Source organism: Rodentibacter haemolyticus (genome assembly GCF_015356115.1).
In the GTDB taxonomy this organism is placed as follows: Bacteria; Pseudomonadota; Gammaproteobacteria; order Enterobacterales; family Pasteurellaceae; genus Rodentibacter; species Rodentibacter haemolyticus.
Map to the genome: position 1 here is coordinate 410,867 of NZ_CP063056.1, position 19,884 is coordinate 430,750.

General features: G+C 41.6%; 17 protein-coding genes. 7 read left to right on the top strand and 10 right to left on the bottom strand.

What is annotated here, in order from left to right; genetic code table 11:
* Nucleotides 1-79: 79 nt before the first annotated feature.
* The 5 genes from IHV77_RS02065 to uvrD form a co-directional block, all read right to left on the bottom strand.
* On the bottom strand, nucleotides 80-1,078 hold the full coding sequence (locus tag IHV77_RS02065) for a peptide ABC transporter ATP-binding protein (protein ID WP_194812510.1): 999 nt from the start codon (nucleotides 1,076-1,078) through the stop codon (nucleotides 80-82).
* A gap of 3 nt (nucleotides 1,079-1,081) precedes the next feature.
* Nucleotides 1,082-2,074 (bottom strand): dipeptide ABC transporter ATP-binding protein, encoded by a 993-nt coding sequence (dppD, locus tag IHV77_RS02070; RefSeq protein WP_194812511.1) that lies wholly within the window; start codon nucleotides 2,072-2,074, stop codon nucleotides 1,082-1,084.
* 11 nt (nucleotides 2,075-2,085) lie between these two features.
* Nucleotides 2,086-2,973 carry an ABC transporter permease subunit gene (locus IHV77_RS02075; protein WP_194812512.1) on the bottom strand — a complete coding sequence of 296 codons (888 nt, stop codon included), beginning with the start codon at nucleotides 2,971-2,973 and terminating at the stop codon, nucleotides 2,086-2,088.
* A 14-nt stretch (nucleotides 2,974-2,987) separates the two neighbouring features.
* Nucleotides 2,988-3,989, bottom strand: a complete 1,002-nt coding sequence (locus tag IHV77_RS02080; RefSeq protein WP_194812513.1) for an ABC transporter permease subunit — start codon at nucleotides 3,987-3,989, stop codon at nucleotides 2,988-2,990.
* Nucleotides 3,990-4,163: 174 nt separating this feature from the next.
* Nucleotides 4,164-6,344 carry a DNA helicase II gene (gene uvrD / locus IHV77_RS02085; protein ID WP_194812514.1) on the bottom strand — a complete coding sequence of 727 codons (2,181 nt, stop codon included), beginning with the start codon at nucleotides 6,342-6,344 and terminating at the stop codon, nucleotides 4,164-4,166.
* A gap of 155 nt (nucleotides 6,345-6,499) precedes the next feature.
* On the opposite strand from uvrD, the gene IHV77_RS02090 reads away from it, so the two are divergent.
* Nucleotides 6,500-7,525 carry an ABC transporter substrate-binding protein gene (locus IHV77_RS02090; protein ID WP_194812515.1) on the top strand — a complete coding sequence of 342 codons (1,026 nt, stop codon included), beginning with the start codon at nucleotides 6,500-6,502 and terminating at the stop codon, nucleotides 7,523-7,525.
* A 147-nt stretch (nucleotides 7,526-7,672) separates the two neighbouring features.
* Here the strand turns inward: IHV77_RS02090 and fdhD are convergent, their stop codons facing one another.
* On the bottom strand, nucleotides 7,673-8,485 hold the full coding sequence (fdhD, locus tag IHV77_RS02095) for a formate dehydrogenase accessory sulfurtransferase FdhD (protein WP_194812516.1): 813 nt from the start codon (nucleotides 8,483-8,485) through the stop codon (nucleotides 7,673-7,675).
* 266 nt (nucleotides 8,486-8,751) lie between these two features.
* On the opposite strand from fdhD, the gene fdnG reads away from it, so the two are divergent.
* The 4 genes from fdnG to fdhE all read left to right on the top strand — a co-directional run bounded on the left by fdnG (nucleotide 8,752) and on the right by fdhE (nucleotide 14,456).
* Complete coding sequence (fdnG, locus tag IHV77_RS02100; protein WP_194812517.1) at nucleotides 8,752-11,835, top strand: formate dehydrogenase-N subunit alpha; 3,084 nt, start codon at nucleotides 8,752-8,754, stop codon at nucleotides 11,833-11,835.
* Nucleotide 11,836: 1 nt separating this feature from the next.
* The gene (gene fdxH, locus IHV77_RS02105) at nucleotides 11,837-12,769 is read left to right on the top strand and encodes a formate dehydrogenase subunit beta (protein ID WP_269902543.1); all 933 of its coding nucleotides are present in this window, start codon (nucleotides 11,837-11,839) and stop codon (nucleotides 12,767-12,769) included.
* A complete protein-coding gene (locus tag IHV77_RS02110; protein WP_194812518.1) occupies nucleotides 12,762-13,472 on the top strand; it encodes a formate dehydrogenase subunit gamma in 711 nt (236 codons plus the stop codon). The genes fdxH and IHV77_RS02110 overlap by 8 nt, the downstream gene beginning before the upstream one ends.
* A gap of 72 nt (nucleotides 13,473-13,544) precedes the next feature.
* Nucleotides 13,545-14,456: a formate dehydrogenase accessory protein FdhE gene (gene fdhE, locus IHV77_RS02115; RefSeq protein WP_194812519.1), complete on the top strand. Its 912-nt coding sequence runs from the start codon at nucleotides 13,545-13,547 to the stop codon at nucleotides 14,454-14,456.
* 48 nt (nucleotides 14,457-14,504) lie between these two features.
* Here fdhE and rimI read toward each other — a convergent pair whose 3' ends face one another.
* From rimI to IHV77_RS02130, 3 genes are read right to left on the bottom strand one after another with little or no spacing between them, the layout of a single operon-like run.
* The gene (rimI, locus tag IHV77_RS02120; protein WP_194812520.1) at nucleotides 14,505-14,945 is read right to left on the bottom strand and encodes a ribosomal protein S18-alanine N-acetyltransferase; all 441 of its coding nucleotides are present in this window, start codon (nucleotides 14,943-14,945) and stop codon (nucleotides 14,505-14,507) included.
* Between the two features lies 1 nt (nucleotide 14,946).
* A complete protein-coding gene (locus tag IHV77_RS02125) occupies nucleotides 14,947-15,354 on the bottom strand; it encodes a DNA polymerase III subunit psi (protein WP_194813195.1) in 408 nt (135 codons plus the stop codon).
* A gap of 9 nt (nucleotides 15,355-15,363) precedes the next feature.
* Nucleotides 15,364-15,942, bottom strand: a complete 579-nt coding sequence (locus IHV77_RS02130) for a lipoprotein (protein WP_194812521.1) — start codon at nucleotides 15,940-15,942, stop codon at nucleotides 15,364-15,366.
* A 111-nt stretch (nucleotides 15,943-16,053) separates the two neighbouring features.
* Here IHV77_RS02130 and rsmC point away from each other — a divergent pair, with 111 nt between their 5' ends.
* Together rsmC and IHV77_RS02140 are read left to right on the top strand one after the other, a co-directional pair.
* The gene (gene rsmC, locus IHV77_RS02135; RefSeq protein WP_194812522.1) at nucleotides 16,054-17,046 is read left to right on the top strand and encodes a 16S rRNA (guanine(1207)-N(2))-methyltransferase RsmC; all 993 of its coding nucleotides are present in this window, start codon (nucleotides 16,054-16,056) and stop codon (nucleotides 17,044-17,046) included.
* Nucleotides 17,047-17,055: 9 nt separating this feature from the next.
* Nucleotides 17,056-17,553, top strand: coding sequence for a YbhB/YbcL family Raf kinase inhibitor-like protein (locus IHV77_RS02140; protein WP_194812523.1), 498 nt, complete (start codon nucleotides 17,056-17,058; stop codon nucleotides 17,551-17,553).
* A 163-nt stretch (nucleotides 17,554-17,716) separates the two neighbouring features.
* On the opposite strand, the gene rlmKL is transcribed toward IHV77_RS02140, so the two are convergent.
* Nucleotides 17,717-19,852 carry a bifunctional 23S rRNA (guanine(2069)-N(7))-methyltransferase RlmK/23S rRNA (guanine(2445)-N(2))-methyltransferase RlmL gene (gene rlmKL, locus IHV77_RS02145; protein WP_194812524.1) on the bottom strand — a complete coding sequence of 712 codons (2,136 nt, stop codon included), beginning with the start codon at nucleotides 19,850-19,852 and terminating at the stop codon, nucleotides 17,717-17,719.
* Nucleotides 19,853-19,884 lie beyond the last annotated feature (32 nt).

Consider the following 19,884-nt stretch of genomic DNA (forward strand, 5'->3'; position numbering starts at 1 on the left):
TGCTCCTTGATTTGTTGGTTTGGATGTACAACTTTTGGGGAGCAGATCAAAGTGCGGTCATTTTTATCCTAATTTCTATTTAATCAATATTAAAACAAGCGATTAATTTTCCATCAGGGAAAGGCTCAAGTATCGGTTTTTCCGCACGACATTGATCCGTTGCTTTCCAACAACGCGGATTAAATGCACAGCCTTTGGGCGGATTAATCGGGCTTGGTAGTTCACCGGTCAATTTAATGCGCTCTCGGCGTAAATTTGTCGAAAGGCGCGGTGTAGCAGAAAGTAAGGCTTGTGTATAAGGATGTTGCGGATTGGTAAAAATTTGCTCTGCTGTGCCTTTTTCTACACAACGACCGAGATACATCACCATCACTTCATCAGCAATATGCTCAACGACTGAAAGATCGTGTGAGATAAAAACATAGGAAAGCCCGAGTTTATCTTGCAAATCCATCATCAAATTTAACACTTGGGCACGTACCGATACATCCAGCGCAGACACCGGCTCATCAGCCACCACAATATCAGGCTCTAACATTAAACTGCGTGCAATCGCAATGCGTTGGCGTTGTCCTCCGGAAAACATATGCGGATAACGCTCATAAAATTCTTCTCTCAGCCCGACTTTCGCCATCATTGAAAGCACTTTTTCTTTACGTTCTTTGGCGGAAAGTTTGGTATTAATAATTAAAGGTTCTTCTAAAATAGAACCGATTTTCTTACGTGGATTTAATGAAGCGTAAGGATTTTGAAACACAATTTGAATTTTCTTACGACGTAATGCTTTTGTCTCCGCATCATTTTCCAAGAAGTTACGTCCTTGATAATACAACTCACCTTCCGTAGGATTTTCAATCATTGTGAGCAAACGCCCAAGTGTTGATTTCCCACAGCCTGACTCCCCCACTACAGCAAGGGTCTTTCCTCGTTCCAGTTGAAAAGATACACCATCCAATGCCTTAACTTGTTGCGTTTTTGCCAATAAACCTTTTTTCACCGGATAATATTTCTTTAAGTTAAAAGCGCTTAATAGCGGCATATTTGGCAATGACGTATTTTCTTTAATTTCATTCGACATTGCTTATACTCCTTGATATTCCACAGGTTCGCCTTGAGCATTAAGTGGTGTATGGCACTTCACTTTTCGATTTCCTATATGATGTAAATCGGGCTCTATTTTACGACAATGCTCCGTCACATAAGGACAACGCGGATTTAATAGACAGCCCGTTGGGCGATCATATTTCCCCGGCACGACACCTTGCAAAGACTGTAAACGGGATTTTCCTTCGGAAAATTCAGGCAAAGAACGAAGCAAGGCTTGAGTGTAAGGGTGTTTCGGTTCACGGAAAATATCTTCTGCAAGCCCCTCTTCCACCACTTGCCCCGCATACATTACTATAATGCGATGTGCCGCTTCTGCTACCAGTGCTAAATCGTGGGTAATAAGAATCAGCGACATACATTCTTTTTTTTGTAGGTCGAGTAATAAATCTACAATTTGGGCTTGGATAGTAACGTCTAAAGCTGTAGTCGGTTCATCAGCAATCAATAATTTAGGTTTACAGGCAATCGCCATTGCAATCATAATGCGCTGGCTCATTCCGCCGGAAAGTTGGTGCGGATATACATCAATGCGTGATTCAGGATCTGGAATCCCCACTAGGCGTAGTAATTCCAAGGTTCGTTCACGTCTTGCTTTTTTCGTGCCGCCTTCATGGGTTTTCAGCGCTTCCATAATTTGAAAACCAACCGTATAAGCGGGGTTCAAACTTGTCATGGGATCTTGGAAGATCATTGCCATATCCGCCCCGATAAGCGTCCGTTTTTCTTTATCGTCGAGCGTTAATAAATCTTTATCTTCAAATACCAATGATTCGGCTAATACCCGCCCCGGATAATCAATCAATCCCATAATAGCAAGGGAACTGACGGATTTACCTGAGCCGGATTCTCCCACAATTCCTAACACTTCACCTTGCTCAACTTGATAACTAATACGATCTACCGCTTTAAACGGCGTATTTTTATCGCCAAAGTGAACAGAAAGTTCTTTTACCTCTAATAATGCCATTCCGTCCCCTCTTATTGTTTAAGTTTTGGATCAAGTGCATCACGTAAGCCATCACCCATTAAATTAAAGGCGAGCACTAAAGATAAAATGACCAATCCGGGAATAGTGACTAGCCAGTTCGCCGCTTGCATAAAACTACGTGCCTCGGAAAGCATTGTCCCGAGTTCCGGCGTTGGTGGCTTCGCTCCAATACCAAGAAAACCTAAGGTCGCTAATTCTAAAATTGCGTTAGAAATTCCCATCGTCATTTGCACGATTAACGGTGCCAAGCAGTTTGGTAAAATAACAATGAACATTAAACGTAAAACACCGGCACCGGCGACTTTCGATGAAACGACATAATCACGATTTTTCTCATTCATCACCGCCGCTCGCGTTAAACGCACATAGCTAGGCGTTGACACTACGGCAATCGCAAGTGTCGCATTCACTAAGGAAGGCTCAAGGATAGAGACGACGACAATCGTGAGCAATAAATTTGGAATGGCAAGCATAATATCAATCAGACGCACAATTACCGTATCCAATAGACCGCCATAATACCCAGCCACTAAGCCAAGAGACGTCCCCAACGCACAAGAAAGCAACACAATCACAAAGCCGGCAAATACAGAAATGCGCGTACCGTAAATAATACGAGAAAGAATATCTCGGCCAATATCATCTGTTCCCAGTAAATAAGCGGAATTGCCGCCTTCGTACCAAGCCGGCGGTAATAATAACGCAGCACGGTTTTGTTCCGCCGGATCAAAGGGTGCAATATAAGGTGCAAAAATGCTGATTAATGCAACAATAAGAATAAATGTAAAACCGATTAATGCACCACGATTTTGTTTAAAATAAAACCAAAATTCCTGTAAAGGAGTTCTTGGTGCTAACATTAAAGTTGTGTCAGTCATCATTCCTCCCCTATTTAATGACGAATACGCGGATTCACCACACCATAAAGTAAATCAATGGTTAGGTTTACCACAATAATAATGGTGGCAATAATTAATACCGAACCTTGTAAAACGGGATAATCACGTGCGTGAATCGCATCAATAATCCATTTACCGATGCCCGGCCAAGAAAAAATCGTTTCCGTTAATACCGCACCGGAAAGCAATTGCCCGACAATCAAGCCCACTACCGTTACTACCGGAATAAGGGCATTGCGTAAAGCATGTACGATCACAATACGGGGATAACTCAAGCCCTTTGCTTTGGCAGTGCGAATATAATCTTCGCCCAATACTTCCAACATGGCGGAACGTGTCATTCGGGTGATAATGGCAAGAGGAATCGTACCTAACACGATCGCAGGTAAAATTAAGGATTTTACGGCATTTGTAAATGCTCCCGGTACACCGGAAAGCCAAGTATCAATAAGCATAAAACCCGTTGGCGTATCAATCCAAAAATCATTTTCCAAACGACCGCCCTGCGGTAAATCAAACCAAGGAGAAACATATAAGATAAGAATCAACCCCCACCAAAAAATAGGCATAGAATAGCCGGTAAGGGAAGCGGCAGTTACCGTATGAGAAATCCAACTGTCTTTTTTTACTGCAGCAATCATACCCAAAATAACACCACCTACTAATGACCACAATAAAGCAAAAAACGCTAATTCGGCAGTAGCGGGAAAAAGCGTAAAAAATTCGCTAAGCACAGGCTGATGAGTTCGGAAAGATTCGCCGAAATCTCCTTGGATCACGTTACCAATATAGTTGAAATACTGTTGATACAAAGGCAAATCCAAACCTAATTGGTGCATCATTTGTTGATGAACTTCAGGCGTTAACCCCCGCTCCCCCATCATAATTTCCACCGGATCACCGGGGATAAAATGCACAAGGGCAAAGGTGACAAAAGTAATGGCGATAAAGGTTGGGATCACCATTAAAATCCGTTTGAAGATAAATTTAAACATTAAATCACTCAACGACAAAGGAAAAGTGCGGTCACAAAATCTTTAGATTTTGAACGTTGGCTTGCCAACTATGCCGTAAGACATAACAATCTATCAATGCGATTGTGTATAATTTTCACCGCACTTTTAATAAATAAAACAAAGCGATAATCAAAAATAAAAGACGCTTGGATTCTACCGCACTTTTTCCAATTTTGCCAAATGTGCGATTAACCACTTAATACCTTGTGCTTGGAAAGCAATTTGTAAACGCGTGTTATTGTCGCTACCTTCAATATTGATAACAGTCCCTAAACCGAACTTTTCATGTCTTACTTTTTGCCCCATTTTCCAACCGTTTTCATTCCCTGTTGAATGCGATAGCGTACCCACTTTGGCTAAATTCATCGCACGGGTAACGGTTCCTCGTAAACGAATTTCTTGAATGCAATCTTTCGGTAATTCCGCAATAAAACGTGAAGGCAAATGGCGCTCTTCTTTAGCATATAATCGGCGGCTTTCCGCATAAGAAATCGTGAGTTTTTGTTTTGCCCGTGTAATGCCAACATAAGCTAAACGACGTTCTTCTTCCAAACGTCCCGGTTCTTCAAAGGAACGAAAACTTGGAAACAAACCTTCTTCCACGCCAATCATAAATACACGAGGAAACTCTAAGCCTTTTGCTGAATGCAGGGTCATCATTTCCACACAGGCTTGATGAGGAGAAGCCTGTTCTTCACCGGCTTCAAGAGAAGCATGTGTTAGAAATGCCGTCAGATCTGTCATTTCTTCTGCGTCATCCGGTTTTATAAACTCACGGGTTGCCGTTACCAATTCTTCCAAATTTTCAATCCGTACTTCGCCCTTTTCGCCTTTTTCCTGCTTATACATATCATACAAGCCGGAATGTTTAATCACAAAATCAGTTTGCGCAAATAACGGCATTTCTTCGGTATCGATCTGTAAAGAATTAATAAGTTCTTGGAAACGTAATAATGCAGTGGAAGCACGCCCTGTCAGCATATTTTCTTGTGTAGCGATTTGTATCGCCTGCCATAGGGTTATTTGCCGTTCACGGGTTAAATTTCTTAATATGTCCAATGTGCGGGTGCCGATACCTCGTGGCGGTGTATTAATCACCCGTTCAAAGGCCGCATCATCTTGACGGTTATTGATCAAACGTAAGTAAGCCAGAGCATCCTTAATTTCTTGCCGTTCAAAAAATCGCATTCCGCCGTAAATACGATAGGGAATTTGGCAACGAATCAGGGCTTCCTCAATGACACGCGATTGGCTGTTGCTACGATATAACACGGCGCAATCATCTAACCTGCCGCCATTTTCTGTCCAATCTTGAATTTGTGAAGCGACAAATTTTGCCTCATCCAATTCATTAAAGGCAGCATAAATCCCCACAGGATCGCCCTTTTCTCCATTCGTCCACAAATTTTTGCCAAGACGATCTGCATTGTTAGAAATTAATTCATTTGCACTGTTCAGAATATTTGCCGTCGAGCGGTAATTTTGTTCAAGGCGAATGGTCTCGGCTTTAAAATCTTTTAGAAATTTCTGGATATTCTCAACTTGCGCCCCACGCCAACCGTAAATAGATTGATCGTCATCGCCTACAATCATTATTTTGCCGGTTTCCCCTGCGAGGATTTTAATCCATTTATACTGAATTTTATTGGTGTCTTGAAATTCATCCACCAAAATATGTTGAAAGCGTTGTTGGTAACGTTGCAAAATCAACGGTTTTTTATCAAATAATTCATAAGCTCGAATCAAAAGCTCGGCAAAATCCACCAAACCCGCTCGATCACAGGTATCTTGATAAATTTGATAAATTTTAATCCACTCACGTTCTTGCCGATCATTGAAATCTTCAATTTCGTGAGGGCGTAAACCTTCGTCTTTCTTGTTGTTGATATACCAACAGGCTTGCTTCGGCGGAAAGGCTTTTTCATCAAAATTATGTAATTTAAGCAAACGTTTTACTAAACGAACCTGATCTTCCGAATCCAAAATTTGGAAATCTTGCGGCAATCCTACATCCAAGTGGTGAGCGCGTAACAGACGATGTGCAATACTATGGAACGTGCCAATCCACATACCAAATAAATTGGATTGCGAATGTTTGGCTAACGTATCTTGAATACGATGGCGCATTTCTGCGGCGGCTTTATTGGTAAACGTGACCGCCATAATACTGCCTTCAGAAATATTTTCTACGGCAATCAGCCACGCAATTCGGTGAGTCAGCACACGGGTTTTACCACTCCCCGCCCCCGCCAAAACCAAATAATTGCCAAGAGGCGCTGCTACCGCCTCTCGCTGTTTATCGTTTAAGCCGTCAAGTAATTCGGAAATATCCATTTTTCTATTTTTATCTGTGTAAATTTACAGGGGATTATAGTTTGATTTTATCAATTAGACAATGCCGAATTATTCCTACTATTTACAATTTGAATCTCCTCACTTAGTATTAAAAATTATTTATATTTAATTTATAGAAGTATAGAAGACCTAAAATGACCCCTTTAAAAACAACGTTAAAACTAACCGCACTTTGTTCCCTACTAGGGATTATTTCTCCTCAATCTGCACTTGCTCAAGGTAAACTCTCGGTTTATTGCAGCGTACAAAACACCGTTTGTGAAAAAGTCACCCAAGCTTTCGCAAAAAAATATGATGTTGAAACACAATTTATTCGCCAAAGTACGGGAACGGCGTTAGGCAAAATTAAAGCGGAAAAAGACAACCCACAAGCAGATATTTGGTATGGTGGAACTATTGAGCCGCATTTTCAGGCGGCGGAGTTAGGCTTATTCGAATCCTATCGTTCACCTCTACAAAAAGATATTCTTCCGGCATTTCAAAAACTGACGGAACAGAGAGGAGAATTTACGTCCGTTATCTATTTAATGGAATTAGGAATGGGCATTAATGTTGAAAATTTACGCAAAAAAAATCTACCGCTCCCACAATGTTTTAGTGATTTAATTAAACCCGTGTATAAAGATCAAATTCAATATCCTGATCCTCGCGTATCCGGCACGGGTTATTCTTTTTTAACCACTATGGTTCAACTTTTAGGAGAAAAAGAGGCATTTGATTATTTCAAAAAATTAAATGCTAATGTAATTCAACATAGCAAAACAGGAATGGCGAGCAAGCGGGTAGCTACGGGTGAAGTTGGTATCGATATCGGTTTTTTACACGGTTATGTGCGTGAAAAAGAATATGGTGCGCCATTAGAAATCGTCTTGCCTTGTGAAAAAGCGGGCTATACGTTAGGTGGGGCAAGTATTATTAAAAATGCGCGTAATTTAGGCAATGCCAAATTATTTATGGATTTTTTACTTAGCCCGGAAGCCCAAGAAATCCCTTGGCGTGAATATGATGCTTATCAACGTCCGACAAATAAGTACGCCAAAACCGCTCCTAATACGAATGAGTTAAATCAAGAAAAATTATTAGATATTGATTTTAGCCGTTTTGGTTCAGATAAAGAAAGCAAGCGTTTGATTGAGCGTTGGGTTGAAATAACTAAGTAATCAATTAAGCTTCAACATATTTAATTTTAATGTCTAATACTTATCATGGGTTGGAGGTGTTAGGTTTCGTAGGGTGGGCAACAAGTTGCCTACCCTACTTTTCTTTTCCGGATTTCATACAAGAGCTACATAATTCCGAAAAAACACCTAAAATTTTAACCGCACTTTTCCGCAGTAAATATTGCCTTTCCCTTCCCTTGCAAACCCGATTAACGTTAAATTGTGCGCCTCTGCCATCTTCACCGCTAAGTTTGTTGCGGCGGAAATTGCAACTAACATTTCAACACCGCAAGAGATTGCCTTTTGTACCATTTCATAACTTGCCCGGCTTGAAACCAACAAAAATCCCTGCGGTTTACCCGTATTCGCATACCAACCGAGCAATTTATCCAATGCAACATGACGCCCAACATCTTCACGAATAGCAAGCATATTGCCACGCAAATCAAAAAATGCGGCGGCATGCGTTGCGCCCGTTTGGTTTCCTAATATTTGATTTTTTTGCAAAGCGGAAAAGCAATCGTCCAATAAATTAATATCAAACTCAAAAGTGCGGTCTAATTTTGGAAAGTTTTTATAAACCTGATTTAGCTGTTCTGTTCCGCAAATACCGCAGCCGGTACGCCCGGTAAGGTTACGGCGATGTGCTTTCAATGCCATAAATTTTCGGCTGGAAAGCTCAATTTGAACTTCAATGCCGTTGCAGACGTTCACCACATCAATGCCATAAATATCGCTCGGCTTATCAATAATGCCTTCCGTTAATGAAAATCCCAAAGCGAAATCTTCCAAATCTTTCGGCGAGCACATCATAACGGCGTGAGATATACCGTTATAAACCAATGAAACCGGCATTTCAACAGCTAGGCTATCCGTTTTTGTTTGTAAAAGTGCGGTTGGTTTTTCTGTTGTTTTTACTTTTTTAAAAAAGCTAATCTTTTGTTCAGCAAGCCAGTTCATTTTTATCTTTCCATTAAACTTTATATAACAAAAATATTACAATTTTTATATATTCTGTGATCGGGATCATATATTTTGCCGGATATAATGCATTTTGATTATGGATTTATCCATAAAAAATCGGTATCCTACAAAACCCTAAATTGATGTTTTTCTATACGCGATTTAGTCAGTTTTGTGTTTTATTTTAACGAAACCAACCGAATTATCCAGACGAATTTCTTACTATCTATATCTAGACAACCTTGTTGTTGAAAGGAGTGATTATGCAGGTCTCAAGAAGAAAATTCTTTAAGATCTGTGCAGGTGGTATGGCAGGAACTTCCGCTGCAATGCTAGGTTTTGCCCCGGCAAGCGCATTGGCGGCACCGCGTGAATACAAATTATTACGCGCTTATGAATCCCGCAACACTTGTACATATTGTGCCGTTAGCTGCGGTATGTTGTTATACAGTACAGGAAAACCTTCCGATTCATTAAGTAGCCACACCGGCACAAATACCCGTTCTAAATTATTTCACCTTGAAGGTGATCCCGATCATCCTGTGAGCCGCGGCGCACTTTGTCCTAAAGGTGCAGGTGCGCTTGATTATGTGAATAGCGAGAGCCGCTCACTTTATCCTCAATATCGTGCTCCCGGTTCCGATAAATGGGAACGCCTTTCTTGGAAAGAAGCTATCAAACGCATCGCCCGTTTAATGAAAGATGACCGAGATGCCAACTTTATTGAAACCGATGCAAAAGGCAATACCGTAAATCGTTGGGCAACAACCGGAATTATGACCGCCTCTGCAATGAGCAACGAAGCCGCATTACTCACGCAAAAGTGGATTCGAATGCTCGGTATGGTGCCGGTATGTAACCAAGCGAATACTTGACACGGACCAACGGTAGCAAGTCTTGCTCCATCATTTGGTCGCGGTGCGATGACAAATAACTGGGTTGATATCAAAAACGCCGATTTAATTATCGTTCAAGGCGGTAATCCTGCCGAGGCACACCCAGTCGGCTTCCGTTGGGCGATTGAAGCGAAGAAAAACGGTGCAAAAATCATCGTTGTAGATCCGCGCTTTAACCGTACCGCATCAGTGGCAGATCTACATGCGCCGATTCGTTCCGGTTCTGATATTGCTTTCTTAATGGGGGTGATTCGTTACCTGTTGGAAACGAATCAAATTCAGCACGAATATGTGAAACACTACACTAATGCGTCATTTTTGGTAAACGAAGGCTTTAAATTCGAAGACGGTTTATTCTCCGGTTACGATGCGGAAAAACGGAGCTATGATAAATCAAACTGGAATTATCAATTCGATGAAAACGGCAATGCCAAACGTGATATGACACTCCAAGATCCGCGTTGTGTTATTAATGTATTAAAAGAACACGTTTCCCGCTATACGCCGGAAATGGTTGAACGTATTACGGGGGTAAAACAAAAACTCTTCTTACAAATTTGTGAGGAAATCGGTAAAACTTCCGCGCCGAACAAAACAATGACGCACTTATATGCGTTAGGCTTTACGGAGCACACAATCGGTACGCAAAATATTCGTTCTATGGCGATGATTCAGTTACTTTTAGGTAACATGGGTATGCCGGGCGGCGGTATTAATGCACTTCGGGGACATTCAAACGTTCAAGGTACAACGGATATGGGCTTGTTGCCGACCTCCTTACCGGGGTATATGCGTTTACCGAACGATAAGGATACCTCCTACGAGCAATATATTAATGCGATTACGCCAAAAGATATTGTGCCGGGACAAATTAATTATTACCGTAACACATCAAAATTCTTCGTGAGTATGATGAAAACCTTCTATGGTGATAATGCAACCAAAGAAAACGGTTGGGGATTTAATTTCTTACCGAAAACAGATCGTTTATATGATCCGATTACTCATGTGAAATTAATGAATGACGGTCAATTACACGGCTGGATTTTACAAGGCTTTAACGTATTAAACTCATTACCGAACAAAAATAAAACCCTTGCCGGTATGAGCAAACTAAAATACCTCATTGTGCTGGATCCGCTTCAAACGGAAAGCTCCGAGTTTTGGAAAAACTTTGGTGAATCAAATAATGTAAATTCTTCTGAAATTCAAACTGAGGTATTCCGTTTACCAACAACCTGTTTCGCAGAAGAAGACGGTTCAATTGCTAATTCCGGTCGTTGGGCGCAATGGCATTGGAAAGGTTGTGATCAACCGGGTGAAGCATTACCTGATGTCGACATTCTTTCTATGATTCGTGAAGAAATGCACGAGCTTTATAAAAAAGAAGGCGGTCGTGGTATCGAGTCTTTTGAAGCAATGACGTGGAATTATGCCCAACCTCACTCACCGAGTGCGGAAGAATTGGCAAAAGAATTAAACGGTTATGCTCTTGCTGATCTTTATGACCAGAACGGTAACTTAATGTACAAAAAAGGACAATTGCTTAACGGCTTTGCTCACCTGCGTGATGACGGAACAACCACATCAGGTAACTGGTTATACGTCGGTCAATGGACTGAAAAAGGTAACCAAACGGCAAACCGTGATAATTCCGACCCTTCAGGTTTAGGCTGTACACTCGGTTGGGGATTTGCATGGCCGGCAAACCGTCGCGTGCTTTATAGCCGTGCCTCATTAGATATTAACGGAAATCCTTGGGATAAACACCGTCAATTAATTAAATGGAATGGTAAAAACTGGAACTGGCACGATGTCGCCGACTATGGTACACAACCACCGGGTTCGGATGCCGGCCCGTTTATTATGTCTGCCGAAGGGGTGGGACGTTTATTTGCCGTAGATAAAATCAATAACGGTCCAATGCCTGAGCATTACGAACCGATTGAAAGTCCGATTGATTCCAATCCGCTTCATCCGAATGTGGTGTCAGATCCGACGGTTCGAATCTACAAAGAAGACCGCGAATTTATCGGTTCAAATAAAGAGTATCCGTTTGTCGCAACAACTTATCGCTTAACCGAGCATTTCCACAGTTGGACTGCACAATCGGCCGTGAATATCATCGCTCAACCACAACAATTTGTGGAAATCGGTGAAAAATTAGCGACAGAAAAAGGCATTCAAAAAGGTGATATGGTAAAAATCACATCAAAACGTGGTTATATCAAAGCCGTGGCAGTCGTAACCAAACGATTGAAAGCCTTAGAAATCGACGGTAAAACCGTTCACCATGTAGGTATTCCTATTCACTGGAATATGAAAGCCTTAAATGGCAAAGGAAATCGTGGATTCTCTACGAATACCTTGACGCCGTCCTGGGGGGAAGCGAATACACAAACACCGGAATATAAAACATTCTTGGTGAACATTGAGAAAGCGGAGGCATAATATGCGAGCAATGGATGTACAATCTCAAGATATTATTAAGATCTCTGCGACCTCAGGTTTAACACCGGCACCTCAAGCGCGGGATCATAAAGTCGAAGTTGCCAAACTCATTGATGTTTCTACCTGTATCGGTTGTAAGGCCTGTCAGGTGGGTTGCTCGGAGTGGAATGACATCCGCTCCGATGTCAATGCACAATGTGTGGGCATTTATGACAACCCTGTCGATCTGAATGCAAAAGCCTGGACGGTGATGCGTTTTAACGAAGTGGAAGAAAACGATCGTTTGGAATGGTTGATCCGTAAAGACGGCTGTATGCATTGCTCGGAACCGGGCTGCCTAAAAGCCTGCCCTGCACCGGGTGCGATTATTCAATACAAAAACGGTATTGTGGATTTTCAATCCGACAAATGTATCGGATGCGGTTACTGTATCGCCGGCTGTCCGTTCAATATTCCAAGAATGAACCCTGAAGATAATCGCGTTTACAAATGTACCCTTTGTGTCGATCGTGTTTCCGTGGGACAAGAACCGGCTTGCGTCAAAACTTGCCCGACCGGTGCGATTCGTTTCGGTTCGAAAGAGGAAATGAAAATCTACGCAGAGAAACGTATCGAAGATCTTAAATCTCGCGGCTATGAAAACGCAGGTCTTTATGATCCGCCTGGCGTAGGCGGTACACACGTGATGTATGTGTTGCACCACGCCGATAAACCGGAACTTTACAGCGGCTTACCGAAAGAGCCTCATATTGATATGAGTATCACCTTATGGAAAGACATATTAAAACCGGTTGCAGCCGTTGCAATGGGCGGTTTGGCACTCGCTGAAATCGGCCACTATTTGACGGTAGGTCCGAACGTAGAAACGGATGTGGAAGATCACCACGAAAAATTTGAAGAGAAAGATGAACAAGAGGGCAAAAAAGATGAGTAAATTTGAAATTACGAACGATACCCGCATCGTTCGCCATCGTATCCCTGCACGTTTAAGCCACTGGTTTTTGGTAATCAGCTTTTTCTTAACGATGTTTACCGGGATTGCTTTCTTTTTTCCTGATTTTTCGTGGTTAACGGAAATTCTCGGTACACCGCAATTGGCACGAGCCATTCATCCTTTCACCGGGATTTTAATGTTTATTGCCTTTATTTTCTTATGCTCGTTATATTGGCATCACAACATTCCGGAAAAAAACGACATTCGTTGGATGAAAGGGATTTTTGAAGTATTAAAAGGGAACGAGCACGCCGTTGCGGATAACGGTAAATATAACCTAGGTCAAAAAATGTTGTTTTGGACATTGATCCTCGCAATGTTTACCTTGTTAATTAGCGGTATCATTATGTGGCGTCAGTATTTTTCCCACTATTTCTCAATCCCGGTATTGAGAATCGCCATTCTTCTTCACTCAGCCAGTGCTTTTATGCTATTTACCGGCATTTTAGTACACATTTATATGGCGTTTTGGGTGAAGGGTTCAATCCGCGGTATTGTTGAAGGCTGGGTAACCGTCCGTTGGGCGAAAAAACACCACCCTAGATGGTACCGAAAAGAAGTTCTACCGGAACTTAAAAAAGACATTGAACGTGAAGAAAAAGGTGAAAAAACCAAAGCGCTATTTAAAAGCATTTCGGAATAAACGCCAAATCCAACTCAAAAGTGCGGTTAAAAATGACCGCACTTTTTCTTATAAACTACGGATAAAAACATTATGAGCATCAAAATCCTATCAGAAGCCGAGATCAAAGAACAGAAAAAAAATGCTTACGAAACCCCGGCAATCCTATTTGCCAACCCTAAAAATCTCTATCAGCGCCGAGCAAAACGCTTACGCGACTTAGCCAAAGATCATCCCATGGCGGATTATCTCTTATTTGTCGCAGAAATCGTAGAAAGCCAACTGGCTACGCTTGAAAAAAATCCGTTGCCCAAACAAACATTTGAACAGTTAAATGGAATCGAACCGCTTAATGCTAAAAATTTCAAACGCAATGGTATTTGGCGTGGTTATTTAAGCGAAATTCTATATGAAATAAAACCTAAAGCGAATGAACAGGTTGCTGCGACGATTGAATCTCTGGAAAAAGCAGGAAGTTCAGAATTAGAAGAAATGGCAAGTCAATTGCTGACGGAAGAATTGAATTTAGTGAGCAGTGATAAAGCCGTATTTATTTGGGCGGCACTTTCCCTTTATTGGTTACAACTGGCCCAACAAATTCCACACGCAAGCCGCTTGGAAAATAGTGAAAATATTCACTACTGCCCTGTTTGCGGTTCTGCACCGGTTGCCAGTATGGTTCATATCGGTACATCACAAGGCTTGCGCTATTTGCACTGTGCCTTATGTGAAAGCGAGTGGAACCTCGTGCGCGCCCAATGTACCAATTGCAATGGTCACGATAAATTGGAATTATGGTCATTAAATGAAAAATTAGCCCTTATCCGAGCCGAAACCTGCGGTAGCTGCGAGAGTTATTTGAAAATGATGTTCCAAGAAAAAGATCCGAATGTCGAAGCAGTGGCAGATGACTTAGCCTCCATTTTCTTAGATGTAGAAATGGAGGAAAAAGGCTTTGCCCGTAGCGGACTTAATCCGTTTATTTTCCCTTCTCAAGATGCCTAAAAAAACGGTCGTTATTCATTCAATAACGACCGCTCTTTTCCTTTTTCGCTATAAATAACAGGCCATAACAACGGCATTTTCCCGTTTACCATCGGGCAACGGATAATAATTTTTGCGAATATCGACTTCGTTAAAACCTTGTTTTTCATATAACTGACGTGCCGGGTTAGATTCTCTAACCTCAAGCCATAAAGTTTGAATCCCCTTTTCCTTTAATCTTTCCATTAAATCGGTTAATAGACCTTTCCCAAAACCATTCCCTTGATAAGCAGGCTCTAGCGCAATATTAAACAAAGTTGCTTCATCCAATACCATCCGGCAAATAGTAAAACCGATAATTCGGTTATTTTTCACCAATTTGAGATTCAGATAATGTTCGCCTTGATTATTTTTTAACGTCCCTAACGACCAAGGAACAAGGTGTGCTTGTTGTTCGATCTCATACAAGCGATCAAAATCATTTTCTTCAACGGTAAGAATCCGAATCATATTATTGAACCTGTTGAATCTGCTGCCAAAGCTCACGTTTGGCAATAGGTGAAGTTTGAAAATTTACATAATCAGGCGAACGATACACTCGCTCGGCATTAAGACAATAAGGTAAAGTGCGGTCGATTTTTTCGGTATTTTCAGCCAGTAGCCAATAACGAACGGAATGATTTAATTCAAGGTGCTGAATTTGATCGTAATTTAAGCAAAGGCAATCTTCTTTCTTTAATTCAAGGCTAAGCAGCACATCTTCAAATAAAGGCTGTCGGCTTAAACTTTCATCCGATACCACAATGAATCGAATATGTGCGGCAACAACAATACCCACCGCCCCCTGTAGCACTTCGGGACGGTGTAATTGCCATTGGGTAAGACCCATTTCTTTTAAAAGAAGATTGCGTCTATCCATCATCACTTACTAACGGGATATTGCATCAAAGGGATAATTTATTAGCCCTTTCACAATGGATTTTTCTTCTGCATCCGTTGGTTTTTGTTGGTAAGTTTTAAGGCTACGGAATGAAAGAATATTTTTGTCTTTATTCACAATGGCAATAAAGCGTTGGAAATCCTTACCGTTACACGCATAGTAAGGTGTGCCGCCACTGCTGAAAGGTTGCAAATCGCACACTTTTTTATTGTCGTCTAAATATCGAGCGGTTAATACGGATTCATAGGAGAGATCTTTAAGGTAGAAGGTCTCACTGGTGATTATTTTACGATTTGTACGATCCACACTGGCGGCTAAGCTAAGAAAACGAGGAATTTCAGACTTCACTGCTCTTGTTTGCTTCACGTATTTTTCACCATTAAATTCAATTTCACTGCCGTTTGCCTTCACTCGTTCAAACTGCGCATCTAACTTTTTGAACATTTCAAGTTGCTCCGGTGTCACTTCAATTTTAGAAGGGGCTTGAGATTGCCCTTGTATTTGCTCAATTAACTGACAACCTGATAACAATGATGCTATCGTTGCAACGAATACGATTTTTTTCATAAAAACTACCTTACAATAAATGGGTAAAACCCACTAAATAAATATTCTATTTACGCTATCTTTGCTAGAATAGCGCGTAATTTTAAACCAATACTTCACAGGATTCAAAGCGTGATTTCTCTTGAAAGCGAAGTTTTAGAACGCCACCTTCCCCTTTTCCACAATAAATCGGTTCTGCTTGCCGGCGGAATTAATGATCAATTTCCACAAAAACTCACCCGATATTGCCGCTCCGTTCAAGTTTGGAGCTGTTATTTTGACTATGCCCGAACACAAAGTGCGGTCGATTTTTCCGTTGAATTTCAAGGTAAGGCGGATCTTATCGTCTATTATTGGACGAAAAACAAACAAGAAGTTCAATTTCAATTAATGCAACTGCTCGCTAATGCCTCGGAAGGGCAAGAGATGCTCATTATCGGTGAAAACCGATGTGGCGTGCGTTCCGTAGAAAAAATATTGTCTGCATTCGGTGATATTGCCAAAATTGATTCGGCACGCCGTTGCGGTTTGTATCACTTTTCTTTGAAAAAACGACCGCACTTTGATCTCAATACTTTTTGGAAAACCTATCAATCACCACAACTTGATAATTTAATAATCCATAGTTTACCCGGCGTATTCAGTGCGAATGAACTAGATGTCGGAACCGCACTTTTACTTTCCACCATCAACACTCATATTAAAGGCGATGTTCTTGATCTTGGCTGCGGCGCCGGTGCGATTGGCTCGATGATCAAAAAAATGAATCCGAAAGCCAATATCACGATGACGGATATTCACGCAATGGCATTGGAATCTTCCCGTAAAACCCTAGCAGAGAATCAGTTGGAAGCCCGTGTTTTTGCCAGCGATGTGTTCTCCGATATTAACGGAAAATTTAATCTCATTATTTCTAATCCGCCGTTCCACGATGGTATTGATACCGCCTATCGTGCGGTGAAAGAACTCATTACTCAAGCCAAATGGCATTTAAACGCAGGCGGAGAACTCCGTATTGTGGCAAACGCCTTTTTGCCTTACCCTGATTTATTGCAGCAATATTTCGGTAAATTTGATGTGTTGGCACAAACCACAAAATTCAAAGTTTATTCAGTAACAAACTAGGAGAATCAAATGAAAGTAACCAGTTCTGCCATTAAAAATGGAATGTTTGAAGACAAATACGGCAAACGCGGCTCGCAATTTAGCCCAAATGGTATGCCGACCTACTCCATTCCTTTTGATATTACCGATGCGCCCGAAGGCACAAAATCCTTCGCAGTCGTACTGGAAGATAAAGATGCCATTACCGCAAGCGGCTTTGTTTGGATTCACTGGCTAATTGCTAACCTCGAACGCACAAGCGTACGGGAAAATGAGAGCCAAACCGCCACCGATTATGTACAAGGTGCAAATTCTTGGGCAAGCGTTTTAGGAAAATTCGAAGTAAGCGAAGCCTCCGCTTATGGCGGAATGGCACCACCGAATTGCCAGCACCGTTATGAATTAATCGTTTACGCCCTTGACACCAAACTTGATCTCAACGCCGGTTTCCGTTTCAATGATCTGCATTTTGCTATGCAAGGACATATTTTAGCTCAAGCCGTAGTGATGGGAACTTATGATGTTTAAAATATTGCTCTAAACTGAAAGGCACAACAGGCAAAACGATTGATAAAAAGCGGCTTAAACTTTATAGAACCGGCATTATGTCGCTGCTACACAAAGAGAATTTTATCTCCAAATTAAATATCGGATACAAAATTCTCTTTTTTCGACTGATACATAATAATGTTTAATTCACCTTAATAAGCCAACAATTATGAATTTGCTTATTACGTTCAAAATCTAAGGGCAAAGTTTTGTGAGAAATTTCAACCGCACTTAAGCCCAATTCTTCCAATGCGGCAAAATCCATTTTGAATCCCCGTTTATTGTTGGAAAACACGATCGTTCCGTCTGCCCGCAAAATACGTTTTAAATTACGCATTAGTTTTATGTGATCACGTTGTACATCCCAGCTTTCTTCCATACGTTTGGAATTGGAAAAGGTGGGCGGATCGACAAAAATTAAATCAAACTGACGATCACATTTTTCCAGCCATTGTAAACAATCCGCTTGAATCAATTTATGTGCTTTACCTTCCAGATCATTCAAAATGAGGTTTTGTTCCGCCCAGTTGAGATAGGTGTTCGACATATCAACCGTTGTGGTTGATTTCGCCCCGCCTAATGCGGCGTGAACGGTTGCCGAACCGGTGTAAGCAAACAGATTTAAAAAATCCTTACCTTTCGCCAACTCGCCTACCATTTTTCTAGTGAGCCTGTGATCCAAAAACAGCCCCGTGTCCAAATAATCCGTCAGATTCACCCAAAGCTGTGCGCCATACTCATTCACATAGAAATACTCTCCTTTATTTGCGAGTTTTTCGTATTGGTTCGTTCCTTTTTGCTTTTGGCGAACTTTTAAAATTAATTTATTCGTCTCCACATTCGTTACCTGCAATGTGGCGGTAACGGCATCCAATAAACGCTGACGGGCTTTATGTTCATCAATATTTTTCGGCGCGGCATATTCTTGCACGACAATATGATCACCATAACGATCCACCGCCAAATTATATTCCGGCAAATCGGCGTCATACAAACGGTAAGCGTCTAAACCTTGCTGCTTCGCCCATTTTTCAATTTTCTTGATATTTTTCTGTAAACGATTGGCAAAATCTACCGCAACCTCTAAAGTGCGGTTAAATTCAAGGGCGTTTTCGACCGCATTTTCCTCTCTTTTACGTGCTGAAATCTGATAATTTTTCTGCACACAATCAAGCGGACCGTTTTTCGCTTTGAACTGGCGGGTCGCACGCATTCGTAAGCAATCAAGCAACGTAGCTTCACTGCTGAAAATAGAGGCGTTCCAACCGCTAAATTGTTTTTTCAAACGTTGCCCAAAAACAGAATAAAGGGCAATCAATGCAGGTGTCGTGCCTAAACGTTCGCCATAAGGCGGATTACAAATCACCGTTCCCAGTTCATTAGGCATCGGGTTTTCTAGTGCTGCAACATCCCCCTGTTGCCATTTAATTAAATGAGCAACCCCGGCATTTTGAGCGTTTCGTTGCGCCTTTTTCAAAACACGATGATCAAGATCGAAACCATAAAAGTGCGGTCGAATTTTCCTTTGTTTTTCTTGCGCTGTGCTAATCGCTTCCTCTTTTACTTTTTCCCAAGCAGCTTGGTTATGCCCTTTCCAAAAATCAAAGCCCCAATGTAAACGGTGTAATTGTGGAGCGATTTTCGACTCCATTTGTGCCGCTTCAATTAACAATGTTCCGGAACCGCACATTGGATCGACCAACGGCGTTCCCTGTTGCCACCCCGAACGCAAAATAATTGCGGCAGCCAAGGTTTCCCGCAATGGCGCTTGACCGGTCTCCTCACGATAACCACGCATATGTAAGGCTTCGCCGCTCAAATCCAAGGAAATCACCAATTCTTCACGGTTTAAATAAGCGTGAATACGCACATCAGGCTGCATTTTATCAACACTTGGGCGTGCTTTTCCTTGGCGTTCAAAGTAATCTACAATGCCGTCTTTCACTCGCATTGCACCAAATTGAGTATGACGAATGTCTTGATTCGTGCCGTTAAAATCCACAAAAAACGTCACTCGTTCATCAAATTGAGCCAACCAATTAAAGCCCGAAACCGCCGCATAAAGATCCAAATCACTGTAAATTTTGGTTTCGATTAAAGGTAATAAAATACGTGAAGCCAAACGCGACCAAAGTAATGTGCGATAAAGGGTTTCATCATCTGCATGAAAATGCACGCCGCCTTGCACAACTTTTGCATCTTGCGCGCCAAGTTCGGTCAGCTCAACTTTTAGCAGTTCCTCAAAGCCACGTGATGTGGTGGCAAATAATTGTTTCATTGAAATTCTCGGTAGGAAAAAATTGGGCGGAT

What these genes read in the sequence shown, in the direction of transcription:
- fdhD (WP_194812516.1), bottom strand. Translation starts at nt 8,485, where the DNA reads ATGAACTGGCTTGCTGAACAAAAGATTAGCTTTTTTAAAAAAGTAAAA.
- rimI (WP_194812520.1), bottom strand. Translation starts at nt 14,945, where the DNA reads ATGATTCGGATTCTTACCGTTGAAGAAAATGATTTTGATCGCTTGTAT.
- dppD (WP_194812511.1), bottom strand. Translation starts at nt 2,074, where the DNA reads ATGGCATTATTAGAGGTAAAAGAACTTTCTGTTCACTTTGGCGATAAA.
- IHV77_RS02075 (WP_194812512.1), bottom strand. Translation starts at nt 2,973, where the DNA reads ATGACTGACACAACTTTAATGTTAGCACCAAGAACTCCTTTACAGGAA.
- fdhE (WP_194812519.1), top strand. Translation starts at nt 13,545, where the DNA reads ATGAGCATCAAAATCCTATCAGAAGCCGAGATCAAAGAACAGAAAAAA.
- IHV77_RS02090 (WP_194812515.1), top strand. Translation starts at nt 6,500, where the DNA reads ATGACCCCTTTAAAAACAACGTTAAAACTAACCGCACTTTGTTCCCTA.
- IHV77_RS02130 (WP_194812521.1), bottom strand. Translation starts at nt 15,942, where the DNA reads ATGAAAAAAATCGTATTCGTTGCAACGATAGCATCATTGTTATCAGGT.
- IHV77_RS02110 (WP_194812518.1), top strand. Translation starts at nt 12,762, where the DNA reads ATGAGTAAATTTGAAATTACGAACGATACCCGCATCGTTCGCCATCGT.
- uvrD (WP_194812514.1), bottom strand. Translation starts at nt 6,344, where the DNA reads ATGGATATTTCCGAATTACTTGACGGCTTAAACGATAAACAGCGAGAG.
- IHV77_RS02065 (WP_194812510.1), bottom strand. Translation starts at nt 1,078, where the DNA reads ATGTCGAATGAAATTAAAGAAAATACGTCATTGCCAAATATGCCGCTA.
- rlmKL (WP_194812524.1), bottom strand. Translation starts at nt 19,852, where the DNA reads ATGAAACAATTATTTGCCACCACATCACGTGGCTTTGAGGAACTGCTA.
- IHV77_RS02125 (WP_194813195.1), bottom strand. Translation starts at nt 15,354, where the DNA reads ATGGATAGACGCAATCTTCTTTTAAAAGAAATGGGTCTTACCCAATGG.
- IHV77_RS02080 (WP_194812513.1), bottom strand. Translation starts at nt 3,989, where the DNA reads ATGTTTAAATTTATCTTCAAACGGATTTTAATGGTGATCCCAACCTTT.
- IHV77_RS02140 (WP_194812523.1), top strand. Translation starts at nt 17,056, where the DNA reads ATGAAAGTAACCAGTTCTGCCATTAAAAATGGAATGTTTGAAGACAAA.
- fdxH (WP_269902543.1), top strand. Translation starts at nt 11,837, where the DNA reads ATGCGAGCAATGGATGTACAATCTCAAGATATTATTAAGATCTCTGCG.